We start from the raw sequence: 24,087 nt of genomic DNA on the forward strand, positions 1-24,087 counted from the left end.
AGGACCGAGGTGTCCCGGGGAACCGGGACCGACAGGGTGGAGCAGTCGTGACAGTTCTGGTGACAGGGGCGACAGGATCTGTCGGCCGCCATGTGGTCGACCGGCTCGTTGCCGCGGGCGTCGGTGTCCGGGTGCTGACCCGGACACCCTCCGCCGCCGGCTTCCACGCCGGGGTCGAGGTGTTCGAGGGCGATCTGGAGCAGCCGGAGACGGTGCACGCCGCGTTGGAGGGGGCCGAGAGCCTGTACCTCTTCCCGGTGCCGCAGACCGCCCGCGAGGTCGTCGCGGCGGCGAAGGAGGCGGGCGTTCGCAGGATCGTGGTGCTGTCCTCGTCCTCCGTGCTCGACACCTCCGGCGACAACCACAGCGGTGAGCACCACCGCGCGGTGGAGCGTGCCGTGGAGGAGTCCGGCCTCGAATGGACCTTCGTGCGCCCGGACGAGTTCGCCTCCAATGTGCTGTGGAAGTGGGCGCACTCGATCCGCACCGAGAGCGTGGTCCGCGCGCCGTACGGCAACGCCCCGCGCGTCCTGATCCACGAGGCGGATGTCGCCGCCGTCGCAGCGACCGCGCTGCTCGAGGACGGGCACGCGGGAGAGGCGTACGTCGTCACCGGACCCGAGGCCATCACCCAGGCCGACCAGGTGAAGGCGATCGCCGAAGCCACCGACCGGCCCATCTCCTTCGAGGAGATCACCCCGGACCGGGCCCGGGAGTTCATGGGCCGGGTCATGCCGGCACCGGTCGTCGAGATGGTGCTCGGCTACCTCGCCGACGCCTGCGTCAACCCGCCCGTTCCGGTGGACACCGTCGAGCGGATCACCGGCCGCCCGGCCCTGACCTTCGCCCGGTGGGCCGCCGACCACGCGGCCGACTTCGCCCCGCTGCCCGTGGCGGTGGCGGCATGACCGTCGAGACCACCGCACCCGCCGAGAGCGGCACTGCGTCGTCCAACCCCTGTGTGCGCATGACCGGCAGCGGCGAGCCCGAGCAGCACATCGTCGCCGGCGGCACCGACCGCCCCACTGCGGGCCGGGGGCAGGTCGTCGTCGAGGTCGAGGCGGCCGGAGTGTCCTACGCCGAGGTGCAGATGCTCCAGCACCTGCACCCCTTCCCGCCCGCCTTCCCCTTCGTCCCCGGCTACGACCTGGTGGGGCGGATCACCGAGACCGGCTCCGGCGTCACCGGCTTCCGTGTCGGTGACCGGGTCGCCGCCATGCCCCGGCAGGGCGCCTGGCAGAAGTACGCGGCGGTCCCGGCCAAGGGCCTCGCCTCGGTGCCGGAGGGCATGGACGCGGCGGTCGCCGTCTCCCTGGTCACCAACGGCGTGACCGCCTACCAGATGCTTCACCGCCTCGCCCGCTCGCAGCCCGGCGACACCGTTCTGGTGCACGGCGCCAGCGGCGGCGTCGGCACCCTGGTCACCCAGCTCGCCGTCCACCACGGTGTGCGCGTCATCGGCACCGCCTCGCCCGCCAAGCACGCAGCGGTACGGGCCCTGGGCGCCGAGCCCCTCGACTACCGCACACCCGCACTCGTCGACGCGGTGAGGGAGCTGGCACCGAACGGCGTGCAGGCAGTCTTCGACCACGTCGGCGGCCGCGGGCTCGACGACAGCTGGGCGATGCTCGCCGACGACGGCACGCTGGTCTCCTTCGACTCCTCCGTCGCCGGCTACCTGCCCGGCCAGTGGTTCCGGCCGCATGTTCCGGCGCTGCGCCGCACCGTCGTGCGGTTCTTCGCCCGGCTCCTCCGGCTCACCCGACGCCGGCAGACCATGTACTACGTCAAGCCGGGACCGGACTTCCACACCGATCTCGCCGCCCTGTACCGGCTGGTGGACGAGGGCGTCCTGCAGCCGCGGATCGCCGGGCGGCACGCCCTGGACGGCGCGGGCGGCGCCGTACGCGCGCTGCTGGAGGGCAGCACCGTCGGCAAGCACGTCCTGATCCCCTGACCGCCCCTTCGACTGCTCACCCGAACCCAACTTCCTTACGAAGACGAGGTAGCCAGCATGCCCGCAACCCTGACCGAGAAGCCCGTCGACGGATCCACCGCCCCGGACCGCAGCATCCAGGAGCGCAACAAGGAGCTCGCCCTGTCCATGGTCGCGGCCTGGAACCGCTGGGAGCTCGACGGCATCATCAAGCACTGGGCGCCGGACATCCAGCACTTCTCCGAGGACCGCCAGGTCGACTCACAGGCCATGGTCGGCGCGATGCAGGGCGGCCTCGCCGCCTTCCCCGACCTGCACCTCGACGTCAAGAGCATCCTGGCCGAGGACGACCGGGTCGCGCTGCGGCTCACCGTGACCGCCAGCCAGCAGGGCGAGTTCATGGGCAAGGCGCCGACCGGCCGCAAGGTCACCTGGTTCATGCTCGAAGAGCTCCGCTTCAACGACGCCGGTCAGGTCATCGAGCACTACGACATCTTCAACTACCTGCCGATGCTCAAGGAGCTCGAATTCGTCGCCTCGGACGTGCTGTGACCGCAGCCCTCACGGAGATAGCGGACGGGGTGCACGCCTACGAGCAGCCCGACGGCGGCTGGTGCCTGAACAACGCGGGGCTCGTCGTCGGCGCCGACGGGCAGAGCATGCTGGTCGACACCGTGGCGACCGAGCAGCGCGCCCGTCATCTGCGCGACGAAGTGCTGCGCCGCAACCCGCTTCCGCCGCGCACCGTGGTCAACACCCACTTCCACGGTGACCACACCTTCGGCAATCAGTTCTTCCCCGAAGCGCTGGTTGTCGCGCACGAGCGCACCCGCACCGAGATGTCGGCCGCCGGTCTCGGGCTGACCGGGCTCTGGCCCGGCGTGTGCTGGGGCGACCTCGAACTGACCCTGCCGCACATCACCTTCGGCGACCGGATGACGCTGTACGTAGGCGGGGTGCGTGCCGAGCTGGTGCACATCGGTCCCGCGGCGCACACCACCAACGACACCGTGGTGTGGCTGCCGGAGCAGCGGGTGCTGTTCACCGGGGATCTGGTGATGTCGGGTGCCATGCCGTTCTGCCTGATGGGGTCGGTCTCCGGGTCGGTACGGGCCATGGAGCGGCTGCGTGGCTTCGACGCCGTGACGGTCGTGCCGGGGCATGGTCCGGTCGGCGGCCCGGAGCTGATCGACAGCACCGAGGCGTACTTCCGGTGGCTGGGTGAGCTGGCCGCAGACGGCAGGGCCGCCGGGCTGACGCCGCTCGCACTCGCCCGCGAGCTGGCACCCGGCCCGTACGACGGGCTGCTCGACTCCGAGCGGCTCGTCCCCAACCTGCACCGCGCCTACGCGGAGCTGGACGGCGCGGCCCCGGGCGATCCGCTCGACGTCGGCGCGCTCTTCGGGGAGATGACGGAGTACCACGGCGGGCTGCCTGCCTGTCATGCCTGATCACGCCAGTGTGGCCCCTCGCGATCCGGATCGCGAGGGGCCACACTGGCGCGTGCGTCAGACGTCGATGCCCTTCAGGTAGGTGGCGAAGGTCTGGAGCCCCGGGTGGTCCGCGCGCAGGGCGGCGATGTCCGCGCGGTAGCCGTGGTCCTGGAACCACTCGAACATCAGTGAGATCTCGGGGCCGTTGGGGATGTACGGGTTGGCCGCCACCGCGTCGAGCGGCAGTTCCTCGAAGCGGGCCGGCTCGCCGGTGCGCTCCGCGAAGGCGCGGGCCACCTCGGTCGCGGTCAGCTCGTCGCCCGCGATCTCCAGCGCACGCCCCAGGTACTCCTGCGGCCGGTCGAAGGCCTCGGCGGCGAAGAAGCCGATGTCGTCGACGGCGATGAACTGCACCCGGGTGTCCGGCTTCAGCGCCAGCTGTACCACCAGCGTCCCGTCGACGCGCTGCGGCCCGTGTGCGGCGAAGTTGTCCATGAAGAACGACGGACGCAGCACGGTCGTCGGTACGCCGAGCTTCTCCAGGTACCGCTCGATTGACCGCTTGGAGTCGAAGTGCGGTACGGAGCTGTGGCGTTCGGCGCCGCCCACCGAGCTGTAGACGACATGCGGCACGCCGGTGTCCCGCGCAGCCCGCGCCAGCGCGCGGCCCTGGCGGACCTCGCCGCCCAGCCCGGCCGGCGTCATGAAGTTCTGCACGGAGAAGACACCGGCCACACCGTCCGTCGCCGCCCGCAGGGACGCCTCGTCGTCCAGGTCGCCGCGGACCAGTGCCACTCCGAGTTCGGCGAGTGCGCGGGCCCGGTCCGAAGCCGGGTCCCGCACCAGCGCCGCGGTGTCCCGGCCACGCCGGACCAGTTCCCGGGCCACGGCTCCGCCCTGCAGGCCGGTCGCCCCTGTCACCAGCACAGTCATATCGCTCCCCCTCAGCCGAACAGCGCCGCGTTGTCGGCGGCCCACTCGCGGTACGGACGCGGCTCGCGTCCCGTCAGGTCGTACACCGCGGTCGTGGGCTTGGCCCACGGCACCTCGGCACTGTGCAGTGCGGCGACATTGCCCACTGCCGCCTCCCGGTCGCCGGTGATGCCGGTGAACACCGCCACCACCTCGTCGGCCGGGGCCACCGTGAAGTCCAGCTTGCGGCCCAGCACTTCGCCCAGGATCCGGGCCTGCTCCTCGGAGCTGAGGGTCTCGGGCCCGGTCAGCAGATACGCCTTCCCCGTGTGCCCCTCCCCGGTCAGCACGGCGACGGCGGACGAAGCGATGTCGTACTCGTCGATGGGCGCGCCCGGGTTGTTGCCGACCCAGCAGCGCACCGCGTTCTTCTCACGGACCGTGCTGATCCACCACGAGGTGTTGGCGTGGAACGGCCCCGGACGCAGGAAGGTCCACGGGACGCCGGCCCTCTGGAACGCCTTCTCGGCGGCACGGTGCTCGTCCGCGATGCCGTGCGGCAGCGGGTGCAGCAGGCTGCCGGAGGAGAGCAGGACGATGCGCGCGCCCGCCTCCTCCGCTGCCGCCGCGACATTCGCGGCCTGGCCCGCCACGTCGCCGGAGAGCACGACCAGCGCCGCCTCCACGCCCTGGAAGGCGAGGGCCAGCGAATCGGGGTCGGCAGGGCTGCCTGCGACCACCTCGACGCCGTCCGGCAGGCCCGCCTCCTCCGGGTTGCGGCTCAGCGCGCGTACGTGCCGACCCAGCCCGACCAGCTGCTGAACGGCCTCGCGGCCGACCTTGCCGGTTGCTCCGGTGATCAGAATCATGATCAGGCCCGCCAGCCTGTGGCCTCGGGCCACGGGGAGCCGAGCTGCCGGTAGGTGCCCTGGTAGTCGGGCCAGTCGCGGTGGTCGCGGATCTTGCCGTCAACGAAGCGGATCAGATGGATCTGCTCGCCGGAGAAGACCCTCCCGGTCGCCGCCATGCCGACGAGGTCGCCGACGTGGCGGCCGTAGAGCACCAGATAGGCGCGCACCCAGTCGCCGCGCTCCTCCATCTTCACCTCTTCGAGCCGCGCCTCATCGGAGAACGTCATCCGCAGCCACTTCACCGCCATGGCGAAGGAGTCCGGGCCCCGCAGATCCATGTGCTCCATGGTGGCCGGGTTGAGGTAGTCCGGGTGTATGTACTCCGCGACGTCGTCGGTGCTACCGGTGTTGTACGCCTCCACCATGCGGCGTACGGCGGTGATCTGGCTGCTCATCGCATCCCTTCCATGGGTCTCCCCCGACAGGGGGACCGGGTTTCGCCCCATGGTCCGGTCCCGCGGAGTACGGGGCAACGCTCCTGTAGCGGCTCTCGAACCACGCTCCACCGGCGCCCGTTGGCCCGGTCGCAGGATGGCCTTCCTGCCGTCCGACGGAATCCGGAGCACACTGTGAACACCGCCGCCACAGCCACCACCGCAGCCGACACCTACAAGACGAAAGTCACCGCCGCCTTCAACGGAGCGGCGGCGACCTACGACCGGCTGGGGGTCGAGTTCTTCACACCGATGGGCCGCCGGCTCGTCGAGCTTGCCGCGCCGCAGCCGGCGGAGCGGCTGCTCGACGTCGGCTGCGGCCTGGGCGCGACCCTGCTGCCCGCGGCCACCCGGATCGGTCCGGCCGGCCACGCGCTGGGCATCGACATCGCCGAGGCAATGATCGAGGAAGCCGGCCGCGAAGCCGAGCGGCAGTCCATCACCAACGTCGAACTGCGGGTGATGGACGGCGAGCACCCCGACCTGCCCGCCCGCTCCTTCGATCTGGTGCTCGGCAGCTACAGCGTGATCTTCCTTCCCGATGCCCGCGCCGCGCTCGCCCGCTATGCCGAGCTGCTGCGCGACGGCGGCAGGATCGCCTTCACCAGCCCGGTGTTCACCCGCGACACCTTCCCCTTCCTGCCGCCGCTGTTCACCGAGTGGATCCCGCTCTCGCTGCTCAGCCACCTCCCCGAGTCCTGGCATCCCGAGCAGCTCCACCGCCAGCTGCACTCCTGGCTGGAGGACCCGGCGGACCTCGAAGCGGCCCTGGCGAAGGCCGGGTTCACCGACGTGCGGATCGTGGACGAGCCGGTCCGGATGACCGCGGCGTCCGGCGAGGACTGGGTCAACTGGTCGCACACCCAGGGCATGCGGCTGCTGTGGCAGCACCTGCCGCAGGACGAGGCGGCGGCGCTGCGCGAGCGGCTGATCGGCGAGCTCGACGCGCTGCGGGACGGCGACGGACCGGTGGAGATCGAGGTGCCGGTGCGGTACGTCACCGCCAAGGCCGCCCGCTGAGGCGCCGGTAGCGGCGGGTGCCGCGGAAGACAGACAGGAGCGGCCCCCTTCCGGGAGCCGCTCCTGTGCCGTACGCGGGCGACGTGCTCAGGTCACCGAGAGCGCGCCGTCCACCGCGAGGACCGTGCCGTTGGCGTACGCGGCTTCGGGCCGCGTCAGCTGGACGATCCACCACGCGATGTCCTCGGGGCGGCCGACCCGGCCCGCCGGGATCCGCTCCGCCATCTGGGCCAGGAACGCCTCGTACGCCTCGGCGGGCATTCCGGCCCGTACGCCGACGCCCGTGTCGACCACGCCGGGGGCGATGCCGACCGAGCGGATGCCGCGCGGCGCGAGCTCCACGGCCCATGTGCGGGTGAGGAAGTCGAGTGCCACCTTGGCCATGCCGTACACGGAGTTCTCCGGCCAGGCCCGGCGGCCGAGCGAGCCCGCCGAGCTGACGTTCACCACGGTGCCCCCGGTGGCCTCCAGGGCGTCCAGCGCCTGCTGCGTCAGGAAGAGCGGCGCGATCAGGTTCGTCCCCAGCTGGGCGCGGACCGAGGCGCGGTCCAGGCCGTCCAGCGAGGCGAATCCGGTGACTGCCGCGTTGTTGACCAGCACGTCGAGCCTGCCGAACGCGTCCAGCACGGTGGAGACAATGGTCTGCGGCGCGTCGTGGTCGTGGATGTCCGCCGCCAGCACCCGGATGCCGTCATACCCCTCGGCGGTCTCCTTGAGAGGTCCCTCCGAACGGCCGACGACCAGCACCTGCGCGCCGTCGTCGGCGAAGGCGCGCGCCGTCGCCCGCCCGATGCCGGTGCCGCCGCCCGTGACGACGACACCCTTCCCTGTGGAGTCCTTGGGGCTTGCTGGGCCCGTGGAGTTCGCCATGATGCCGGTCCCCGTCGTCAGAAGCAGATGGCGGTGTTGACGCCGCGGATGACGGCCTGCTCGGCCTCTTCGCCGAAGTCGCGGTCGCCGAGGGTGAACGACAGCTGGACGCGGATGCCCAGATCGCGCGTCGTCGCCGTGAAAGTGGCGTAGCCGGGGATGCCCGCGCCGTGGCCCCACAGGTCGAGGTTGTTGTCGTTCTCCAGCTTCATCAGCCCCAGGCCGTAGCCGATACCCATCGGCAGGTTCCTGATCATCTCGGGCGGCAGCGGAGTGGTCATCTCCTTGAACTCCGCCTCGTTCAGCAGCTTTCCGCCGAACAGCGCGACCAGGAACTTGTCCAGATCGGCGGTGGTCGAGATGATCTCGCCCGCACAGCCGGCCTCGGAGGGATTCATCAGCGTCACGTCCTCGGCGACGCCGCCGATCTGCATGTAGCCGCGGGCGTGCGGCTCCGGGATGTTCGGGTCGTCGCCCGGCAGCACGGTCTCGTGCAGGCCGACCGGCTCCAGCACGCGGGCCCGGATCTCGTCCGCGTAGGAGTTGCCGGTGACCTCCTTGATCAGCAGGCCGATGATGAAGTAGTTGGTGTTGCAGTACGCGAACGCGGTGCCCGGCTCGAACTCCAGCGGCTTGGCCGCCGCGATGGCGATCAGGTCCTGGGGCTCGTAGTGGTTGTAGCGGTCGCGCAGGAAACGGTCGCCCGGCTTCTGGAAGGAGTCCGAGTAGTTGTACAGACCGCTCGTGTGCTGAAGCAGATTGCGGATGCTGATCTTCTCGCCGTAGGGCAGCAGCCCCGGCAGGTAGCTCTCCACGCTCCGGTCGAGGTCGATCTTTCCCTCGGCGACGAGCTGGAGCACCACCACGGCCACGAACGGCTTGGTGATGCAGGAGATCCGGAACCGGCCGTTCTCGGGGACCGGGCGGTCCGTGCCGAGCTCCGCGATGCCGGAGGTGACGACGAACGAGTCGTCCCCCCGCGTCACCCGGAACTGCACGCCCCCGGCGCCCGCCTCGATGAGCCGGTCCGCGGCGCGCTGCACGGCATCCTGATGGGCCGAAACCACGGGCCGGGTGATCGTCGTCTGCGTCATATCGGCAAACCCCCACGGGTATTGAGTCGGTTCATGTGCTCTACGGGTCTTTTCCTGTACCGAGGAGAGGCTGTACGGCCGCGATGGAGGTACGGCCGGGCGCCGCTGGAGGACCGCTCAGGCGAGGTCGTCGCGGGTGACCTTGCGGGTCGACACCTGGAGCGCGCCGTCCGACCGGACCAGCACGTCCTCGCACACGCACACGCGGTGCACCTTCGACTCGCCGCCGATCTGTGAGGCGTACACGGTGGTGTACGAGCGCACATCCACGGCGCCGTCCGGGCGCTCGGTGACATCGAACATGCCCATGAAGTGCCGGTGCCGCTGGCCGGCCTCGGCCAGCTGCGCGGTGGTGCGCCGGACGGCCGCGATCAGGCCGGGGCGGCCGCGCACCGGCTCGGGCAGCGTCGGCACGTCGAAGGACGCGTCCTCGGTGAAGGTCTCCGCCCACAGCTCGGCCTCGGCGAGGTCGAGCAGCTGCATCTGGTGCGCGTAGAACTGCTGTACCTGCGCATAGAGCGCGGCCTGCTGCGTGGCGGTCGGGGCGATGGCGGTCATCGGCGTTCTCCGTTCCCTTGTCTGCCCGCCACCCTCTGCGGCCCGGATCGAGCCGCCTTGGAAGATTCCTCAAGCCCAGGTGCCGTCGTCCGCGGCCGCTTCCCCTCCAGCCGTCTTCGTGCCGCCTTCGAGTACGCAACGACACGGTCGGATCCACCGTCGGCCAACTGGAGGCAGAACGATGACAACAGCGACAAAGCCGGTAGCCCTGGTCACGGGCGCCACGAGCGGCATCGGGCTCGCGATCGCCCGCGACCTCGGCCGGCGCGGCCACCGCGTCTACATCGCCGCGCGCACCCCGCAGGTGCTCAAGCAGACCGTCGAGAACCTCCGCGAAGAGGGCCTGGACGTGGAGGGCAGCACCGCCGACGTACGTTCCACCGAGTCCGTGGCCGCCCTGGTGCGTGCCGTCGTCGAGACCTTCGGCCCGATCAACATCCTGGTCAACAACGCGGGCCGCAGCGGCGGGGGCCCCACCGCGGACATCACCGACGAGCTCTGGCACGACGTCATCGACACCAACCTCAACAGCGTCTTCCTGCTCACCCGCGAGGCCCTCAAGAACGGTGGCCTCGCGGAAGCCGAGTACGGCCGGATCATCAACGTCGCCTCGACCGCGGGCAAGCAGGGCGTCCTGCTCGGAGCCCCGTACTCAGCCTCCAAGCACGGAGTCGTCGGCTTCACCAAGGCTCTCGGCAAGGAGCTCGCCCCTGCCGGTATCACCGTCAACGCGGTCTGCCCCGGCTACGTCGAGACGCCGATGGCGGAGCGGGTCCGCAAGGGCTACGCCGCGGCGTGGGACACCAGCGAGGAGTACGTCCAGGAGCAGTTCGAGGCGAAGATCCCGCTCGGCCGCTACTCCACCCCCGAGGAAGTCGCCGGCCTGGTCGGATATCTGACCACCGAGCACGCCGCCTCCATCACCGCGCAGGCGCTCAACGTCTGCGGCGGACTGGGCAATTTCTGAACCCGAACAACCGACAGTGGGAGCCTGAATGTCTGCCGAGCAAGTGCACCGCACCACGCACGAAGTGAATGTCGCCGCGCCCGCGGGCGCGGTCTACGGACTGATCGCCGACGCGGTGCGCTGGCCGCTGTTCTTCCCGCCGAACGTGCACGTCCAGCAGCTGGAGTCCGACGGCACGACGGAGCGGCTGCGGATGTGGGCGACCGCGAACGGCCGGGTGAAGTCCTGGACTTCCCGCCGGGTCCTGTCGCCCGGGGAACGACGGGTGGAGTTCCGTCAGGAGGTGTCAGCGAGCCCGGTGAAGACGATGGGTGGCACCTGGATCGTCGAGCCGCTCGCCGCCGAGCAGTCCAGGCTGACCCTGCTGCACGATTTCACGGTGGACGGCGACGACCCGGCCGGCGTCGAGTGGGTGGAGCGGGCCACCGACACCAACAGCCGTGCGGAGCTGGAGAATCTGCGCAAGCTCGCCGAGCGCTGGGCGCAGCTCGACGAACTGGTGCTGTCCTTCGAGGACTCGGTACGGGTGGACGGCCCCGCCGGGCCGGTCTACGACTTCCTCTACCGGGTCCAGGACTGGCCCCGGCTGGTCCCGCACGTCTCGCGGCTCGACCTGGTGGAGGACGAGCCGGGCGTACAGGTGATGTCCATGGACACCACGACCGCCGACGGCTCCTCGCACACCACGGAGTCGGTCCGGGTCTGCTTCCCGGACGAAGGCCGCATCGTCTACAAGCAGACGGCGACGCCCGCCCTGATGGCTGCCCACACAGGCGAGTGGTCGGTCGTCCCCGACGGGACGGGTGCGACCGTCACCTCGCAGCACAGTGTCGTGCTGCGCGAAGAGAACATCACGAAGATCCTCGGCCCCGACGCGGGCGTGACTCAGGCCCGCCGCTACATACGTGAGGCGCTCGGCCGCAACAGCACCGCGACGCTCAACCTGGCCAAGCAGCATGCGGAGTCCGCCGTCACCGCGCGATGAGCGTGCGCGGCCACGCCGCGGGCCTGTTTCAGCCTGGTGGCGACGTTCGCACCACTCACGATCGACCCCGGAGGCCTGACGTCCGCCGAACCCAGGCGAGGTGGTGTACGGCCGGTCGCGTCTCCCCGCGACGGTGCGCCGGATCTGCTGTCGGCGCCGGCAGGCGCGGATCTTCCGCGCTTCCCGGCGTGCGACGGGCGGTCGGGGTGCGGTGCTGCCGCCGGCACGGAGGTGCGTGACGTGGCGGCAGCACCGACGTGGATCAGCGGGCAGGGTCGAGAAGGACCTTGCGGACACCGTCGGCCCGGCTGTCGAACAGTTCGTACGCCTTGGGGCCCTCGGAGAGGGCGAAGCGGTGGGTGACCACGACCTCGGGCGTGATCCGCCCGGCCTGGGTGAGGGCGATCAGGGCAGGGAGTTCGTAGTGGACCGAGCACAGTCCGATGGCGAACTCCAGCTCCTTGATCTGGGCCAGTCCCATGTGAAAGGGAAACGCCTTGTTCTGGCTGACCCCGATGACGCTGACCCGTCCAGCCTGCCGGACGGCTTTGAGGGCGAGTTGGATGGTGGCGTCCGAGCCCACAGCCTCGACGACGGCGTCCGGTCCGCGTCCTGCGGTCATCTCCCGCACGGCCGTCCGCGCGTCCTCGCCCTCGACCGGCTCCACGCCCAGGGTGGCGGCGAAGGCGCGGCGCTCCGCGACCAGGTCCGCGCCCAGCACACGGGCGGCGCCCATGGCGAAGGCGGATTGGGCGGCCATGGTGCCGACCGGCCCGAGGCCGATGACCAGGACCGTTTCGCCGGGCTGGATACGGGCGCGGCGGCAGCCGTACCAGGCCGTGGGGGCGTTGTCCGTCAGAACGACGGCGGCCTCGTCGGAAATGCCTTCGGGCAGGTGCACGAGGTTGACGTCGGCATGGGGCACCGCCAGGGCCTGGGCCTGACTGCCCTGAAGTTGCGGGCTCACTCCGTAGCACAGGTCCGTCGAGGACCGGGCGCGCTCGCACCTGGCGGTGAGCCCGGCTGCGCAGGCTTTGCACAGGGTGCAGCCGGCCGAGGCGGGGACCAGGACCCGGTCGCCGGGCTTGAAGCGGGTGACCTGCTTGCCGGTCTCGACGACCACGCCGACGCACTCGTGTCCCGGGGTGTAGCCCAGTTCCGGGCTGAAGGGGTTTCCGGCGTAGATGTGCAGGTCGCTGCCGCAGATACCGGCCGTGGTGACCTGGATGACCGCGTCGGTGGGGGTGGTGACGGCCGGATCGGGAACGTCCCCGTAGCGGATGTCGTGGCGGCCGTGGAAAGTCAGTGCCTTCACTGGCTTCCTCCATTTCAGGCGCAGGCTGGCGCCGGTGGCATCGATCCGGTCGAGTTGCCGCTGGAAGTCGGGTCGGTCTCGAAATCCAGGGACAGGGATGGACTCCCACAGGCATCAAGGAGAATGGATTAACATTTAATGCGACCGTATCACTCTGGCATGATGACGTTAGCATGGGGATCCGTGACAGCACATGAGACGCCTGACCCGGCCACGCCGCCCCGGAGCGGGAAACCCCGTGACACCCGCGGCACACTCATCCGGGCCGCCGAGCAGCTGTTCGCGGCGAAGGGCGTCGACGGTGTCTCGCTCAACGAGATCAAACGGGCCGCCGACCAGCGCAACGCGACGGCCCTGCAGTACCACTTCGGCGACCGGGCGGGTCTGCTGCGGGCCGTACTCGACAAACACACCCCTGCGGTGGACGCCCGCCGGGAGGTACTGCTGCAGCAGTACGAGGACAGCGGCACCGCCGATCTTCGCTCCCTCGTCGCCGCACTGGTGCTCCCGGCTGCCGCGAAACTCGCCGACCCCGACGGCGGCCGCGAGTTCTTGCAGATCGTGGCCGAACTGCTCAACCGGCCCGAACCACTGGTCGAGCTCGTCGTGCGGGACGAGGGGTCAAGCATCTACGCCTGGCGGCGCCTGGTGGAGCCGCTGCTGCCTCCCGAGTCGACCATGGTGTTCCACACCCGCTTCACGGCCCTGCGCTTCTGCCACGCCGAACTCGCCGCCCGCGCCGCCGCCCGCCCTCGCAGGGACGACCGGTTGTTCACGAGCCGGCTGGTCGACCTGGTCACCGCACTGCTGGCCGCACCGGTGTCCGGGCAGACCGCACGACTGCTGCAAGAGCGAGACCTGAAGGACCGGACCGGCCGGCAGGCACCGGCTCCCTGACCGTTCCGGTCCCCCCAGCCGTTCATGGCGTCACCGCCGGGACGGAGCGGGACGTCGAGTACCCCGGGCGGCGTCGGGCCGCCACGGAGACCAGCCGCTGACGAGCTCAGGGTGAACCTCTGTCAGTGAGGAGGCCGGTGACGGCAATTGGCGGGGGTTGTCCGGTTCATCACCAGGTCAAGGGCCGGCGTGCGCCCGCCACGTCGCTGCCCGGCACCCCGATCGCCGGCACCAGCTGCACCAGGCGCTGTCGAGACTTCACTCACGCTGACCACGACAAGCCAAACCGGCCGGGCGGACAATCGCGTCACGCGGCCTGGCGCGAGGGGCGGTGATGGGCAATCGACCTGGCACGGGCTCACGACGCGCGCCAGCCGCTCCAGCGCAGGACCGAGACTTCGACCACCGGCCCGCCCGGTGGCCGGTCGGCGTACTGCTGGTATTTCGCTGTGAGCAGGCCGATGCGGCGGGCGGCTTCGGGGGACCGGTCCGGTGGCGGGAGCACGCGGGCTTCGCCGTCGGCCCGGGCCCACCACAGGCGGTCCCAGTCCTCCTCGTAGTGGTCGGCGAGCAGGCAGACGGACGGGTTGGCGGCGATGTTCGCGAGGCGTTTCAGTCGCGTCGTCCGCTTCGGTTTGTGGTCCACGGCCAGCGTCACTGTGTCGCCGTCCAGGACGAATACCACGGGTACCAGGTGTGGGCGGGCCGTCGTGTCGGCCGTCGCCAGGTGGGCGACGCGCGCCGTGGCGAACCGCTCCCGTGCCTCGGCGCTCGTCAGGGCGGGCATCTTGTCCCTCTCGGCAGTCACGGCGGCGATGGCGTTGACGGATTTCCGTATCGGCCCCACATTCCCGAGGCGCGGCGGTTTCCGGTGTCTCAGCGGTACCGGGCAGCGACTTGGGCCAGCCGGTCCAGGTACTCCAACGTCTCCCGTTCGGGCATCGTCGGCACGTAGAACAGCAGCCGCTCGACCCCCAGCCGGATATAGCCCTCGATCTGCTCGGGATCGTCGGGAACCGCGTACACCGTCACCGGCACCTCGCGGTCGGCAAGGGCGCGCAGGCGTTCGATCTTCGGACCGAGCTCCTGGGGCGGCAGGCTGTTGGCCAGCCACGCGTCTCCGAGCTGCGCCACCCGGTGGAAGGCGCCCTCGCCGCCGCCGACGTAGATCGGCGGATGCGGGCGCTGCACAGGCTTGGGCCAGGCGAAGACCGGATCGAAGTTCACGAACTCGCCGTGGAACTCCGCCTTCTCCGCGGTCCACAGCTCTCGCATGGCGCGCAGCCGCTCGTCCGTGAGCCGGCCGCGGGTGGCGGGGTCGGTGCCGTGGTTCCTCATCTCCTCACGGTTCCAGCCGACACCGACGCCGAAGATCACGCGGCCGCCGGAGATCAGGTCGAGGGATGCCACCTCCTTCGCCGTGATGATCGGGTCGCGCTGCGGGACCAGCGCGATGCCGGTGCCCAGCAGCAGCCGCTCGGTCACCACACCGATCGCGGTCAGGGCGACGAAGGGGTCGAGGGTGCGGTAGTACATCTCCGGCAGCTCACCACCGCCCGGGTAGGGCGTCTGGCGGTCCGCCGGGATGTGGGAGTGCTCGGCGATGAACAACGAGTCGAAGCCACGTTCTTCAAGCGCGGTTCCGAGCGAGGTCGGGCTGATGCCCTGGTCGGTGATGAAGGTCGAGACTCCGAATTTCACGACGGCTCCGTCGAAGGTCGAGTACGGGAAAGGACGGGTGGCACAGATCTGCTGACTACCCACTCCGGGCCGTCCCGCTCCCATGACCACCCGGGAGAACCATCGCGGAGCGCGGTTGCGGGACCGCGGCCGCAAGAACGCGCAGGGGCGCCGGCGGATGCGCATCGGCGCCCCGTCGGCCCGCAACCGCGGCGTGGCGCCGATCGCTGACTGGCGATCCGGCCGTTTCCCGCAGGGCGGGTGCCGATGTCCGGGCGGTCCAGGAAAGGATGTCTACGACCTCACCAGTGCCACATCCACCGTTCCTCGAACCCCGGGTCGCACTACTGCGGAATCCGCCGCTACCCGGACGTCGTCCTTCGCCGGGCACGGCAATCGGGCGCGTTCGACGGTCCGGCAGAAGATCGACGCGTACTTCGCGTTCCTGGAGCAGCGGTACGCCCAACTCCGCCCCATGATCCACATCGCGCCGCGCAGCCTCTTCCGCGCCCTGCGCCAGGAGAAGACGATCTTCCGCGCCCGACCCGTGGACTCGTCTTCAACTACACCCGCAAGCTCCTGCGCGAGGCACTGGAGTCGGGGCATGCACACGATCCCGGGCTGGACCGCGCATTCGTTGCCGCCATGCCGGCTGCCGGTGGGGGAGCGCCACGTCGCTCCCGCCACCCGTTCCCCGACGACGTCGCACGCGCGAACAGGCCCAGGCCATGGACATCGACATGTCCCGCCGCAGTACCTCAGCCGAGTGCGGCTTCTGCACCTTCCAGCCCGTCGTCGACGGCGGTGCCTGCCCGTAGAACCTGGACTGCCACAAGTGCGACATGTTCGTCCTGTCCGGCGCCGACCTCCATTACTGGCGCCGCAAGAACCCAGATCGCCGACTCAACGGCGCATTGAATCAGCTCGGTCGAGTTCAGATGGCGGCTCACCGGCCAAGCTGGCGAGCCGCCGTCGCCGAGGTGAATGCTGAGCTGGGATCCCGGCTCCTGGAAGCCCAACGCAAGCGCCAATCGGCGTCCGCGCGTTCATGCGCTCGATGCGAGCTCGTGGAAGTTGCTGCGGTGGAAGACAATCGGGGGGACATCGGGGTAGATGTCGAGTGCCTCGATCTTCAGCAGCACAATCGCGTGATCGCCGGCCACGACGACGTCGTAGATGGAGCACTCCAGCCACAGCGTGGCGCCGTGCACGAAAACTGCCCCACTGTCGGTGGCGACCCAGTCGACGGTGTCGAAGCGGTGACCGTTCTTCGATGCGAGCGAACGCGCCACCGAACGGTGCTCGCTGGCCAACACGCTCAGCCCCAGGCGACGTGCCTCGGCCAGCCGCGGCCAGGTCGAGGACGTGTTCGCCACGCAGACGGATACCAGTGCCGGATCCAGAGAGACGGAGGTGAACGAGCTGGCGGCCATCCCCTCCGGGACGCCGTCCAGCATCCCGCAGAAGGCGGTCACGCCACTGGGGAAGCAGCCGAACGCCTGCCGGAGCAAGACGTCGTCGAACCGCCTGTCGGATGCTCGGATCACGGCGTCACCGCCGGGACGTACTTCCTGGCCGACTCGAGCCAGCTGGCCAGGTCCGGCGAGGTCGCGTACTCCGAGTCGATCAGGTACAGGCTCGGCGCGGGACAGCTGGCTCCGATCTCAACGAGCACCGGACGCAGGGTCAGTTCAGGCGCGAGCGCGTGTTGAAGTCCGGCCCCGAGCATAACGGGAAACGTCGGGATCCCGCCGAGCTCGCCTTGCCCGAACTGGTCGAGAAACAGCTTGAGGAGACCCGTGTACGTGGCCTTGAACGTCGGTGACGCCACCACGAGCGAGTCGGCACCCAGCACCGTGGCCTTGGCCGCGGCCACCTTGGGGTCACCCCATCCGAGCAGCCCGGCCCCGAGATCCACCACGTCGACAACTGCAACCGGCGCGCTCCCGCTGAGCTCGCGAGCGATCAGCTCGGCGGCAGCCCGGGTACGCGACATCGGCTTGGGGTTGCCGACAACAACGACCGTCATGATTAGTCCTCCACAGCAGCAGACGAATGCTGACCCCCTCAGTCAAGGAGCGGCGGATTTCCCGGTCAGGTTCGCGCAGTAAACCCTCCATTGCGCCGCTGCGACCCCGTCGGCAGAACTGCCCGGACGGCGCAATCGCCGCGGAACGGTCGTGATCCGCCAGTGTCACGCTGCCTGTCTAGTTTCCCGTACCAAGGCCGGCGGCAGCACCGGACGCCGTCGTCGCGTGGAGAGATCGGGAGGCCGGGTTGCAAGCCAAGAAGTTCCACCTGGGTTGGTTCATGAACGGCTACCGCGTGCACGGCTGGCGGGACCAGTGGATCGGCACCCACAAGTCCGAGGGAATGCTCCCGGACTTCTACGTCGACATGGCGCGCTCCTTGGAGCGCGCGTGCTTCGACTACTTCATCATCGAGGACTCGTCGTTCGTGCCCGACGCCTGGCAGGGCAAGCACGACTTCTATGTGGAGAACGCGTACGCGGTCCCCAAGTTCGACCCGTCGGTCCTGGCCTCGATCCTCACCCAGAACACCTCACGCCTGGGGATCGTCGCGACGCTGGCGATCACGGAGTACCCCCCGTACCTGCTCGCACGGCTCGTGTCGACGATGGACCATGTCTCCCGTGGCCGGGCCGGGTGGAACATGGTCACCGCGAGCTCGGACCGTGCGGCACAGAACTACGGCCACGACGCCCAGCCTGATCACGACATCCGCTACGACATGGCCGAGGAGTTCACCGAGCTGGTCATCAAGCTCTGGGAGTCCTGGGGGCCGGGCTCAATGGTGGTCGACCAGGACGGGATCTTCGCCGACCCGGCCAAGGTGCACCCGGTCGACTTCCATGGGGAGTTCTACAAGTCGCGGGGACCCATCAACTCGGCTCGCTCCCCGCAGGGCAGGTCTGTCATCGTCCAGGCGGGCGGATCGGACAAGGGCCGGGCCTACGCGTCGAAGTACGCCGACTCGATCATCGCCTCGGCGACCACGGTCGAGCAGATGAAGGCGTACCGCGACGACGTCCGAGCCCGTGCCGAGGCGCACGGTCGCGACCCGGACTCGGTGAAGGTGCTGTTCCTGGTTTCACCGATCCTGGGCGAGACCCATCAGGCGGCCGTGGACCGTCGACGGGAGGCCCAGGAGGAGGCGGCAGCCAACCCGGTGACGCGCCTCGCCGGGATGGGCTACGCGACGGACATCGACTTCTCCGTCTTCGACCTGGACACCCCGATCAAGGACCTGGCGTCCCTGATGGTGACCAACGGCCACCAGAGCTCGCTGCAGCAGTTCGTCGCACACAACTGGGAACGCACTCTCCGGGAGGTCGCCGTACAGTCGTCCACCAGCGCCGGTCAGCGCGTCGAGCTGTTGGGAACGCCGTCCGAGGTCGCCGACCAGATGGGTGACGTCATGGCTGCGGTGGGCGGCGACGGGTTCCTGATCACCCAGGACGTCCTCACGCGGCGCTCCCTCAGCGAGATCTGCGACGGGCTTGTGCCCGAGCTGCAGAGGCGCGGGCTGACGCGCACCGTGTACTCCCACGAGATGTTCCGCGACAACCTGCTCGAGTTCTGACGTGACCTCGGCGTCCTGGGCGGTGCCCCGGTCCCCGGTCGAGCGCGCGGAAATCCAACGGGCGGTGGACGCCGGATGACCACGGACGAAGCACCATCCACCCCGCACCCGGCCGATCCCGCGCCGCCGAACTCGTTGCGGGCGCTGTTCCAGGTCCCCGGCTACCGCTACCTCTGCGTGAGCTCATTCATCTGGCACACCACGCGGTGGGGTGGCCTGTTCACCACGAGTTACCTGCTGGTCCAGCTGTCCGGTTCGCCCATCCTCAACCAGGTTGTCGGCGCGCTCATCTTCGCTCCGATGCTCGCCGGTGGCTTCGTGGCCGGGGTGATCAGCGACCGGCTGGATCGCCGCAAACTCGTCCGTCGCGTCCAACTGGTGCTGATCCCCATCGAGTTCGCGATGTTCGCACTCGTCCAGTCCGGACGGGTCGAGATCTGGATGACATTCCCCTTCATGTTCGCGCTGGGAATCGGCGGCTTGGTGAACATGACCGCGCAGCGCCCCCTCATCTTCGAGACCGTAGGTCCGCGTTTCGGCGGACAGGCGATGACGATCGAGTCCACTGCACAGGCGGGGTCGGCCATGTTCGGCACCCTCGGTGGTGGTGCGCTCATCGACCACGTCGGCATGGGGGCGGGATTCGCAGGGATGGGCGTACTGCTCTGCATCTCAGCGGCCTTGCTGTGGCTGGTCCCCAGTCCTCGCTACGCCACCCCGCGCGACCCCCATGCGCGCGTGTCGATCGCCGCGCAGGCCGCCACCAGCATCGGGCTCGCCCGGCGCAGCAGGCGCCTGTTGGCCACTCTCGGTGTGACCGTGGCGATGAACCTGTTCATGTTCGGCTACATCCCGCTGGTACCTCTCGTGGCCGATGAGTTCTCCACCGACGCCGTGCTCGCCGGCGCCCTGGGCGCCGCTGCGGGCTGCGGCCAGATCCTCTGCGGAATCGTCCTGAGTACCCGGCCCATCCACCGGCACGGGCTGGTCTTCGCGGTCGGCTCGATGGTTGCTCTGCTCGGCCTGTTCTGCTTCTCCACCGCGCCTCTGTTCGGACTCGCGTTCCTGGCCCTGTTCGTGGCCGGGATGGGCCAGGCCGGGTTCGGGTCCATGCAGAGTCTCCTCGCGATCGAGTCCGCACACGACACCGAACGCGGCGCCGCTCTCGGGGTGCTCAGCACCGCGATCGGCGCGCTGCCGCTCGGGATGGTGGCGATCGGAGCGGGTGCCGAGCTGCTCGGCACGAGGAACGCCCTGATGCTGTCATCCCTGGTCGGGATGGCCGCGGTGCTGACGGTCGTGCTGCGGCTGCGTGACCTGCTGTCAGCCGCCCCGGAGACTGCCCTGCGCCCCTCTTCCGGGGCCTGAGTACCCCTCGGTCGCAGGGGCTGCCGGCCGAGACGGACGGCGTGCCCGAGCCTCCGTTGTGACGCCCGTACCTTTCGCCCTCCCGGGTGCCCTCATGGCATCGGCGGCTTTCGTTACACAGACCTCATGTGTCACGAACCAGGCGCAATAGGAAAGCCACGATGACGACGCTGCGGTGTCACACACCGCCGCTTTGATCCTGCTCAAACAGCGTGGAGACCGGCCGAACGCCTCCACTCCTTCCTCACCGCACTATCCACGCGCTCCCTGAGCCCCCGTCGTAGGAGGGACCCATGTCCACCAAGATCGAAGACCAGCGCAGCCCGGAGCCGCGCATCCAGCTGAGCCGTCGCAGCTTGCTCAAGGCAGGCGGCATCACGCTCGGCAGCGTCAGCCTGATGAGCCTGCTCCAGGCGTGTGGCGATGGGGTCACCGAGGACGGCGCGGGCAACCTCACCCTGCGCATGCCGTTCCTGCAGGACATGCAGGTCCCCGACCCGGACATCATGTACGAGGGCGAGGGCGTCCAGGTCATGCTCGCGTGCTACGACGGCCTCGTCACCTACAAGCCGGGTACTCCCGAGATAGTGCCGCAGCTGGCGGAATCCTGGACGGTGTCCGACGACCAGCTGACTTACACCTTCATGCTGAAGCCGGACGTGAAATTCCACGACGGGACACCCGCCGACGCCGAGGCGTGGGTGAAGAGCTTCAAGCGCCGGGCCGCGGTCAACCAGGGGCCGGCCTACATGGTGAAAGGGATCGAGAAGGCCGAGGCGAAGGATGCGACCACCCTCGTCGTCAAGCTCAAGGAGCCCAACAACGCCTTCCTCCACTACGCGGCCTGCCCGTGGAAGATGCTGGCGACCAGCCCCACGACGGTCGCCAAGCACGCGGCGAGCGGCGACCTGGCCCAGAAGTGGCTCAAGACCCACGACGCCGGCACCGGCCCCTACGTCATGAAGCAGTTCGTGCCGGCAAGCCACTACGTCCTGGAAAGGTTCGACGGCTACTGGGGCAAGCAGCCTTACTTCAAGACGATCCGGATCGAGGTCACCCCCGAGATCGCGACCCAGAAGCTCCAATTGGACCAGGGTGCGTTCGACCTGGTCAGCCATGGGTTCGCCATCGCCGACGTGCTCAAGTACCGGAAGAGCAAGGAGTTCTCGGTCACGACGACCACCGGCGCATCGATGATGTCGCTCTACATGAACCCTGACGCGGGACTGTTCAGCGACAAGTCCCTGCGGCAGGCGATGATGACCGCCATCGACCGCGCCACAGCCGTCAAGACGTCCTTCCAGGGGCTCACCACGGTCCAGCGGAACTTCTGGCCGGAGAACATGTTCCCCGACGGGCTTGCGCCCTTCGCCCCGGAGGTCGACCTCGGTCCGCTGACCAGGAAGGTCGCCTCGTTGTCGGACAAGAAGGTCGACTTCGCCTGGGTGTCGTCCAACGGCGCACCGGCCCAGCAGATGGCCGAGCTCATCCAGGCCCAACTCGCCCCGACCGGGCTGAAGATCACCATCCGGGCGATGCCCTCGGCGGAGTGGTTCGACCTGTGCAACCAGCCGGCTGCCAAGCGGCCGGACATGATCCTGGGAACGATGGGGGGTGACGCGCTGCACCTGGACACCGCGCTACGGATCTTCCTGCGCACCGGCGCGAAGCCCCTGAACGCGTACCAGTACAGCAACCCCAAGGTGGACGCGCTCATGGACGAGGCGATCACCAAGAGCACCGAGGACAAGACCAACGACGTCTACCTCAGGATCACCAAGATCATCGCAGACGAAGCCTTGTGGGTCCCGTTGTGCCGTATCCCGCAGAACTTCGTCACCCACTCCGGCATCAGCGGCGTCGAGCTCGATTCGTACCTCCCCTACATCTTCAACTCGGCCAAGATCAAACGGGTCTGAGCCGGTAGCGGCGCCTCACTCGCACACGTACCTGGAGGGGCTGGAGCAGAACTCCTACCTCACCTCCATCTTCACCGCCAACAGGTTGAGGAAGGCATGAACGATGACCAGCACCAGCACTTATCCGGGCAGCGCCGCAGCACTCGCCGAACCACTCACCGCAACTCGCGCTCGGGTGGAGGACCTCACGGTCACCTTCAGGCGTCGAGGGGTGCCCGTCCAGTCGCTGCGCGGCGTTACCCTCGACATCCACCCCGGCGAGATCCTCGCCGTCGTCGGGGAGTCCGGCTCGGGCAAGAGCGTGATGAGTCTGGCCCTCCTCGGGCTGCTCGCGGGTGACCCTATGCCCGTGGTCACCGGAAAGGCCGAGGTATGCGGCGTCGACATGGTGTCCGCGTCGGACGAGGAACGGCGCCGCATGCGCAAGCTGCACCTCGGCGCGGTGTTCCAGGACCCCATGACCTCGCTCAACCCCACGATGCGCGTCGGTCGCCAGGTGGTGGAGGCGGCCGGGTCCGAGGAGGAGGCACTCCGGCTTCTCGACCTCGTCGGGATCCCGGACCCCGCGCGGCGGATGAAGGCGTTCCCCCACGAGCTGTCGGGTGGGCTCAGGCAGCGCGTGATGATCGCCATGGCGGTCGCCGGCAAGCCCGACCTGGTGATCGCAGACGAGCCCACCACGGCACTCGACGTGACGGTGCAGGCTCAGGTCCTCGCGCTCATCCGCGACCTCTGCGACGAGCTCGGCACATCCTTCGTCCTCGTCACTCACGACATTGGCGTGGCCTCCCAGGTGGCGGACCGGATCGCGGTCATGTACGGCGGTCGGGTGGCCGAGATCGGGAAGAAGGACGAGGTCCTGCGAGCCCCGTCACACCCCTACACCGTGGGCCTGCTCAACGCACGGCTGGATCTCGACCTGCCGACCGGCCGGCCGATCCCGGCGCTCCCGGGTGAACCTCCGGACCCTCGGGCACATCCGCGTGGTTGCGCCTTCGCCCTCCGGTGCCCGGCGGCCACCAATGAATGCGCCGAAACGCTGCCGGTGCTGACCCGTGCGTCCACGCACTCGGGTGTCGCAGCCTGCATCGTGCCCGGAGCGACGAGGCAAGAGGCGATACTCGCCGCCGCGCCGTCGTTCCGACCCATGGCGGAGGTCGACGAGGACGCTCCCGCGCTGCGGATCAACGGCATCGACAAGCGGTTCACGGTCAGGCGCGGGCTGCTCAAGAAGGACCAGCTCCACGCGCTGCGTAATGTGATCCTCGAGATCGCTCCCGGCGAGTCGATGGCCGTTGTGGGCGAGTCCGGGTCAGGGAAGTCGACGTTGCTCCGTGTCGTCGCAGGGCTGATGGCGCCCGACGGCGGGACCGTCGAGAGACTCGGCGGCCGGCCCCAAATGGTGTTCCAGGACGCCGGTGCCTCGCTCACACCCTGGCTGACGGTGGGCGAGATCGTGGGCGAGCGGCTGATCAAGCAGACCAGCAGGGCAGACCGCCGGGAGCTGGTCGACCGGGCACTGCGCCAGGTGGGGCTTCCCCCGGACGTGGCCGGCATCAAGGCGGGCCTGCTCTCGGGAGGTCAGCGCCAGCGGGTCGCGTTCGCCAGGGCCGTCATCGTCCCTCCGAAGCTGCTGCTGTGCGACGAGCCCACCTCCGCTCTGGACGCCTCCCTGGCCGCGTCCGTGCTCAACCTGCTTCAAGACCTGCGGCGCGAGCTCGGGATGGCCGTCATGTTCGTCACCCATGATTTGGCCGCTGCGCGCTTCATCTCCGACCGCACCGCGGTGATGTACCTCGGACAGATCGTCGAGCTGGGGCCGACCGAGGATGTCATCACCTCCCCCAAGCACCCGTATACCAAAGCCTTGCTCGCCGCGATCCCCACCCCCGGGGCCGCGCCCGTGCGACTGCCGGGCGAGCCGGCAAGCCCGCTTTCCGTGCCGTCGGGTTGCTCGTTCCACCCGCGCTGCCGCGAGCGGATCGACCGATGCTCCACCGAGGCGCCATTCCTCTACTCCATCGAAGGCCGCGCGAGTCGGGCAGCCTCGTGTCATCTCACCATGCTCCGCGCGAACGAGGGATGACTTGGGCGTGCGTCACCCCGTCGATCCGAGGGGCGAACCACGGTCGCAGCGGCGCAATGGGTGCGCTATCACGGCGCCTTCGACGTGACATCGACGCGG

At 69.4% G+C, this 24,087-nt stretch carries 24 protein-coding genes; 12 read left to right on the forward strand and 12 right to left on the reverse strand.

The genetic code is table 11. The features are described 5' to 3' along the window. Positions 1-47: 47 nt before the first annotated feature. The 4 genes from OG966_RS38320 to OG966_RS38335 are packed head-to-tail and all read left to right on the forward strand — an operon-like array spanning position 48 to position 3,387. Complete coding sequence (locus OG966_RS38320; protein WP_326654729.1) at positions 48-908, forward strand: NAD(P)H-binding protein; 861 nt, start codon at positions 48-50, stop codon at positions 906-908. Next, complete coding sequence (locus tag OG966_RS38325) at positions 905-1,957, forward strand: zinc-binding dehydrogenase (RefSeq protein ID WP_326654730.1); 1,053 nt, start codon at positions 905-907, stop codon at positions 1,955-1,957. Before OG966_RS38320 ends, OG966_RS38325 begins: the two co-directional genes overlap by 4 nt. A gap of 57 nt (positions 1,958-2,014) precedes the next feature. Further along, on the forward strand, positions 2,015-2,488 hold the full coding sequence (locus OG966_RS38330; protein ID WP_326654731.1) for an ester cyclase: 474 nt from the start codon (positions 2,015-2,017) through the stop codon (positions 2,486-2,488). Beyond that, positions 2,485-3,387, forward strand: coding sequence for an MBL fold metallo-hydrolase (locus OG966_RS38335; protein WP_326654732.1), 903 nt, complete (start codon positions 2,485-2,487; stop codon positions 3,385-3,387). Before OG966_RS38330 ends, OG966_RS38335 begins: the two co-directional genes overlap by 4 nt. A gap of 57 nt (positions 3,388-3,444) precedes the next feature. Here the strand turns inward: OG966_RS38335 and OG966_RS38340 are convergent, their stop codons facing one another. The 3 genes from OG966_RS38340 to OG966_RS38350 are packed head-to-tail and all read right to left on the reverse strand — an operon-like array spanning position 3,445 to position 5,587. Further along, positions 3,445-4,302, reverse strand: coding sequence for an NmrA/HSCARG family protein (locus tag OG966_RS38340; RefSeq protein ID WP_326654733.1), 858 nt, complete (start codon positions 4,300-4,302; stop codon positions 3,445-3,447). A gap of 11 nt (positions 4,303-4,313) precedes the next feature. Then, positions 4,314-5,150, reverse strand: a complete 837-nt coding sequence (locus OG966_RS38345; protein WP_326654734.1) for an NAD(P)H-binding protein — start codon at positions 5,148-5,150, stop codon at positions 4,314-4,316. Positions 5,151-5,152: 2 nt separating this feature from the next. Further along, positions 5,153-5,587, reverse strand: coding sequence for an ester cyclase (locus OG966_RS38350; RefSeq protein WP_326654735.1), 435 nt, complete (start codon positions 5,585-5,587; stop codon positions 5,153-5,155). 174 nt (positions 5,588-5,761) lie between these two features. Between OG966_RS38350 and OG966_RS38355 the strand changes: the two genes are divergently transcribed. Continuing rightward, entirely contained in the window at positions 5,762-6,646 is an 885-nt protein-coding gene (locus tag OG966_RS38355; RefSeq protein WP_326654736.1) for a class I SAM-dependent methyltransferase, read from the forward strand. 87 nt (positions 6,647-6,733) lie between these two features. Here OG966_RS38355 and OG966_RS38360 read toward each other — a convergent pair whose 3' ends face one another. From OG966_RS38360 to OG966_RS38370, 3 genes are all read right to left on the reverse strand, one after another. Beyond that, entirely contained in the window at positions 6,734-7,516 is a 783-nt protein-coding gene (locus tag OG966_RS38360; protein WP_326654737.1) for an SDR family NAD(P)-dependent oxidoreductase, read from the reverse strand. 17 nt (positions 7,517-7,533) lie between these two features. Then, complete coding sequence (locus OG966_RS38365; protein ID WP_326654738.1) at positions 7,534-8,610, reverse strand: serine hydrolase domain-containing protein; 1,077 nt, start codon at positions 8,608-8,610, stop codon at positions 7,534-7,536. Positions 8,611-8,727: 117 nt separating this feature from the next. Then, positions 8,728-9,168, reverse strand: coding sequence for a nuclear transport factor 2 family protein (locus OG966_RS38370; protein WP_326654739.1), 441 nt, complete (start codon positions 9,166-9,168; stop codon positions 8,728-8,730). A 181-nt stretch (positions 9,169-9,349) separates the two neighbouring features. Here OG966_RS38370 and fabG point away from each other — a divergent pair, with 181 nt between their 5' ends. Then, positions 9,350-10,135 carry a 3-oxoacyl-ACP reductase FabG gene (gene fabG, locus OG966_RS38375; protein WP_326654740.1) on the forward strand — a complete coding sequence of 262 codons (786 nt, stop codon included), beginning with the start codon at positions 9,350-9,352 and terminating at the stop codon, positions 10,133-10,135. A 28-nt stretch (positions 10,136-10,163) separates the two neighbouring features. Further along, entirely contained in the window at positions 10,164-11,120 is a 957-nt protein-coding gene (locus tag OG966_RS38380; protein ID WP_326654741.1) for an aromatase/cyclase, read from the forward strand. 262 nt (positions 11,121-11,382) lie between these two features. Here OG966_RS38380 and OG966_RS38385 read toward each other — a convergent pair whose 3' ends face one another. After that, entirely contained in the window at positions 11,383-12,435 is a 1,053-nt protein-coding gene (locus OG966_RS38385) for an alcohol dehydrogenase catalytic domain-containing protein (RefSeq protein ID WP_326654742.1), read from the reverse strand. A gap of 183 nt (positions 12,436-12,618) precedes the next feature. Here OG966_RS38385 and OG966_RS38390 point away from each other — a divergent pair, with 183 nt between their 5' ends. Continuing rightward, positions 12,619-13,332 carry a TetR/AcrR family transcriptional regulator gene (locus OG966_RS38390; protein WP_326654744.1) on the forward strand — a complete coding sequence of 238 codons (714 nt, stop codon included), beginning with the start codon at positions 12,619-12,621 and terminating at the stop codon, positions 13,330-13,332. Positions 13,333-13,690: 358 nt separating this feature from the next. Here OG966_RS38390 and OG966_RS38395 read toward each other — a convergent pair whose 3' ends face one another. The 5 genes from OG966_RS38395 to OG966_RS38415 all read right to left on the reverse strand — a co-directional run bounded on the left by OG966_RS38395 (position 13,691) and on the right by OG966_RS38415 (position 17,041). Continuing rightward, complete coding sequence (locus tag OG966_RS38395) at positions 13,691-14,119, reverse strand: TIGR03668 family PPOX class F420-dependent oxidoreductase (protein ID WP_326655538.1); 429 nt, start codon at positions 14,117-14,119, stop codon at positions 13,691-13,693. Between the two features lie 89 nt (positions 14,120-14,208). Beyond that, a complete protein-coding gene (locus OG966_RS38400) occupies positions 14,209-15,033 on the reverse strand; it encodes an LLM class F420-dependent oxidoreductase (protein WP_326654745.1) in 825 nt (274 codons plus the stop codon). 737 nt (positions 15,034-15,770) lie between these two features. Further along, positions 15,771-16,031 carry a hypothetical protein gene (locus tag OG966_RS38405; RefSeq protein WP_326654746.1) on the reverse strand — a complete coding sequence of 87 codons (261 nt, stop codon included), beginning with the start codon at positions 16,029-16,031 and terminating at the stop codon, positions 15,771-15,773. Positions 16,032-16,058: 27 nt separating this feature from the next. Then, positions 16,059-16,559 carry a flavin reductase family protein gene (locus OG966_RS38410; protein WP_326654747.1) on the reverse strand — a complete coding sequence of 167 codons (501 nt, stop codon included), beginning with the start codon at positions 16,557-16,559 and terminating at the stop codon, positions 16,059-16,061. Beyond that, the gene (locus OG966_RS38415) at positions 16,556-17,041 is read right to left on the reverse strand and encodes an NADPH-dependent FMN reductase (RefSeq protein WP_326654748.1); all 486 of its coding nucleotides are present in this window, start codon (positions 17,039-17,041) and stop codon (positions 16,556-16,558) included. The genes OG966_RS38410 and OG966_RS38415 overlap by 4 nt, the downstream gene beginning before the upstream one ends. Positions 17,042-17,289: 248 nt before the next feature. On the opposite strand from OG966_RS38415, the gene OG966_RS38420 reads away from it, so the two are divergent. From OG966_RS38420 to OG966_RS38435, 4 genes are all read left to right on the forward strand, one after another. Beyond that, positions 17,290-18,615: an NtaA/DmoA family FMN-dependent monooxygenase gene (locus tag OG966_RS38420; protein ID WP_326654749.1), complete on the forward strand. Its 1,326-nt coding sequence runs from the start codon at positions 17,290-17,292 to the stop codon at positions 18,613-18,615. A gap of 75 nt (positions 18,616-18,690) precedes the next feature. Further along, positions 18,691-19,983: an MFS transporter gene (locus tag OG966_RS38425; RefSeq protein ID WP_326654750.1), complete on the forward strand. Its 1,293-nt coding sequence runs from the start codon at positions 18,691-18,693 to the stop codon at positions 19,981-19,983. A gap of 293 nt (positions 19,984-20,276) precedes the next feature. Continuing rightward, positions 20,277-21,902: an ABC transporter substrate-binding protein gene (locus OG966_RS38430; RefSeq protein WP_326654751.1), complete on the forward strand. Its 1,626-nt coding sequence runs from the start codon at positions 20,277-20,279 to the stop codon at positions 21,900-21,902. Between the two features lie 103 nt (positions 21,903-22,005). After that, complete coding sequence (locus OG966_RS38435; protein WP_326654752.1) at positions 22,006-23,988, forward strand: ABC transporter ATP-binding protein; 1,983 nt, start codon at positions 22,006-22,008, stop codon at positions 23,986-23,988. Positions 23,989-24,087 lie beyond the last annotated feature (99 nt).

Source organism: Streptomyces sp. NBC_01750, from assembly GCF_035918095.1.
Taxonomy (GTDB): domain Bacteria; phylum Actinomycetota; class Actinomycetes; order Streptomycetales; family Streptomycetaceae; genus Streptomyces.

Excerpts from the sequence above, each read along its gene's own strand:
- OG966_RS38415 (WP_326654748.1), bottom strand. The coding sequence starts at position 17,041 with ATGACGGTCGTTGTTGTCGGCAACCCCAAGCCGATGTCGCGTACCCGG.
- OG966_RS38380 (WP_326654741.1), top strand. The coding sequence starts at position 10,164 with ATGTCTGCCGAGCAAGTGCACCGCACCACGCACGAAGTGAATGTCGCC.
- OG966_RS38340 (WP_326654733.1), bottom strand. The coding sequence starts at position 4,302 with ATGACTGTGCTGGTGACAGGGGCGACCGGCCTGCAGGGCGGAGCCGTG.
- OG966_RS38345 (WP_326654734.1), bottom strand. The coding sequence starts at position 5,150 with ATGATTCTGATCACCGGAGCAACCGGCAAGGTCGGCCGCGAGGCCGTT.
- OG966_RS38325 (WP_326654730.1), top strand. The coding sequence starts at position 905 with ATGACCGTCGAGACCACCGCACCCGCCGAGAGCGGCACTGCGTCGTCC.
- OG966_RS38330 (WP_326654731.1), top strand. The coding sequence starts at position 2,015 with ATGCCCGCAACCCTGACCGAGAAGCCCGTCGACGGATCCACCGCCCCG.
- OG966_RS38360 (WP_326654737.1), bottom strand. The coding sequence starts at position 7,516 with ATGGCGAACTCCACGGGCCCAGCAAGCCCCAAGGACTCCACAGGGAAG.
- OG966_RS38435 (WP_326654752.1), top strand. The coding sequence starts at position 22,006 with ATGACCAGCACCAGCACTTATCCGGGCAGCGCCGCAGCACTCGCCGAA.
- OG966_RS38370 (WP_326654739.1), bottom strand. The coding sequence starts at position 9,168 with ATGACCGCCATCGCCCCGACCGCCACGCAGCAGGCCGCGCTCTATGCG.
- fabG (WP_326654740.1), top strand. The coding sequence starts at position 9,350 with ATGACAACAGCGACAAAGCCGGTAGCCCTGGTCACGGGCGCCACGAGC.
- OG966_RS38395 (WP_326655538.1), bottom strand. The coding sequence starts at position 14,119 with ATGCCCGCCCTGACGAGCGCCGAGGCACGGGAGCGGTTCGCCACGGCG.
- OG966_RS38350 (WP_326654735.1), bottom strand. The coding sequence starts at position 5,587 with ATGAGCAGCCAGATCACCGCCGTACGCCGCATGGTGGAGGCGTACAAC.
- OG966_RS38365 (WP_326654738.1), bottom strand. The coding sequence starts at position 8,610 with ATGACGCAGACGACGATCACCCGGCCCGTGGTTTCGGCCCATCAGGAT.
- OG966_RS38430 (WP_326654751.1), top strand. The coding sequence starts at position 20,277 with ATGTCCACCAAGATCGAAGACCAGCGCAGCCCGGAGCCGCGCATCCAG.
- OG966_RS38425 (WP_326654750.1), top strand. The coding sequence starts at position 18,691 with ATGACCACGGACGAAGCACCATCCACCCCGCACCCGGCCGATCCCGCG.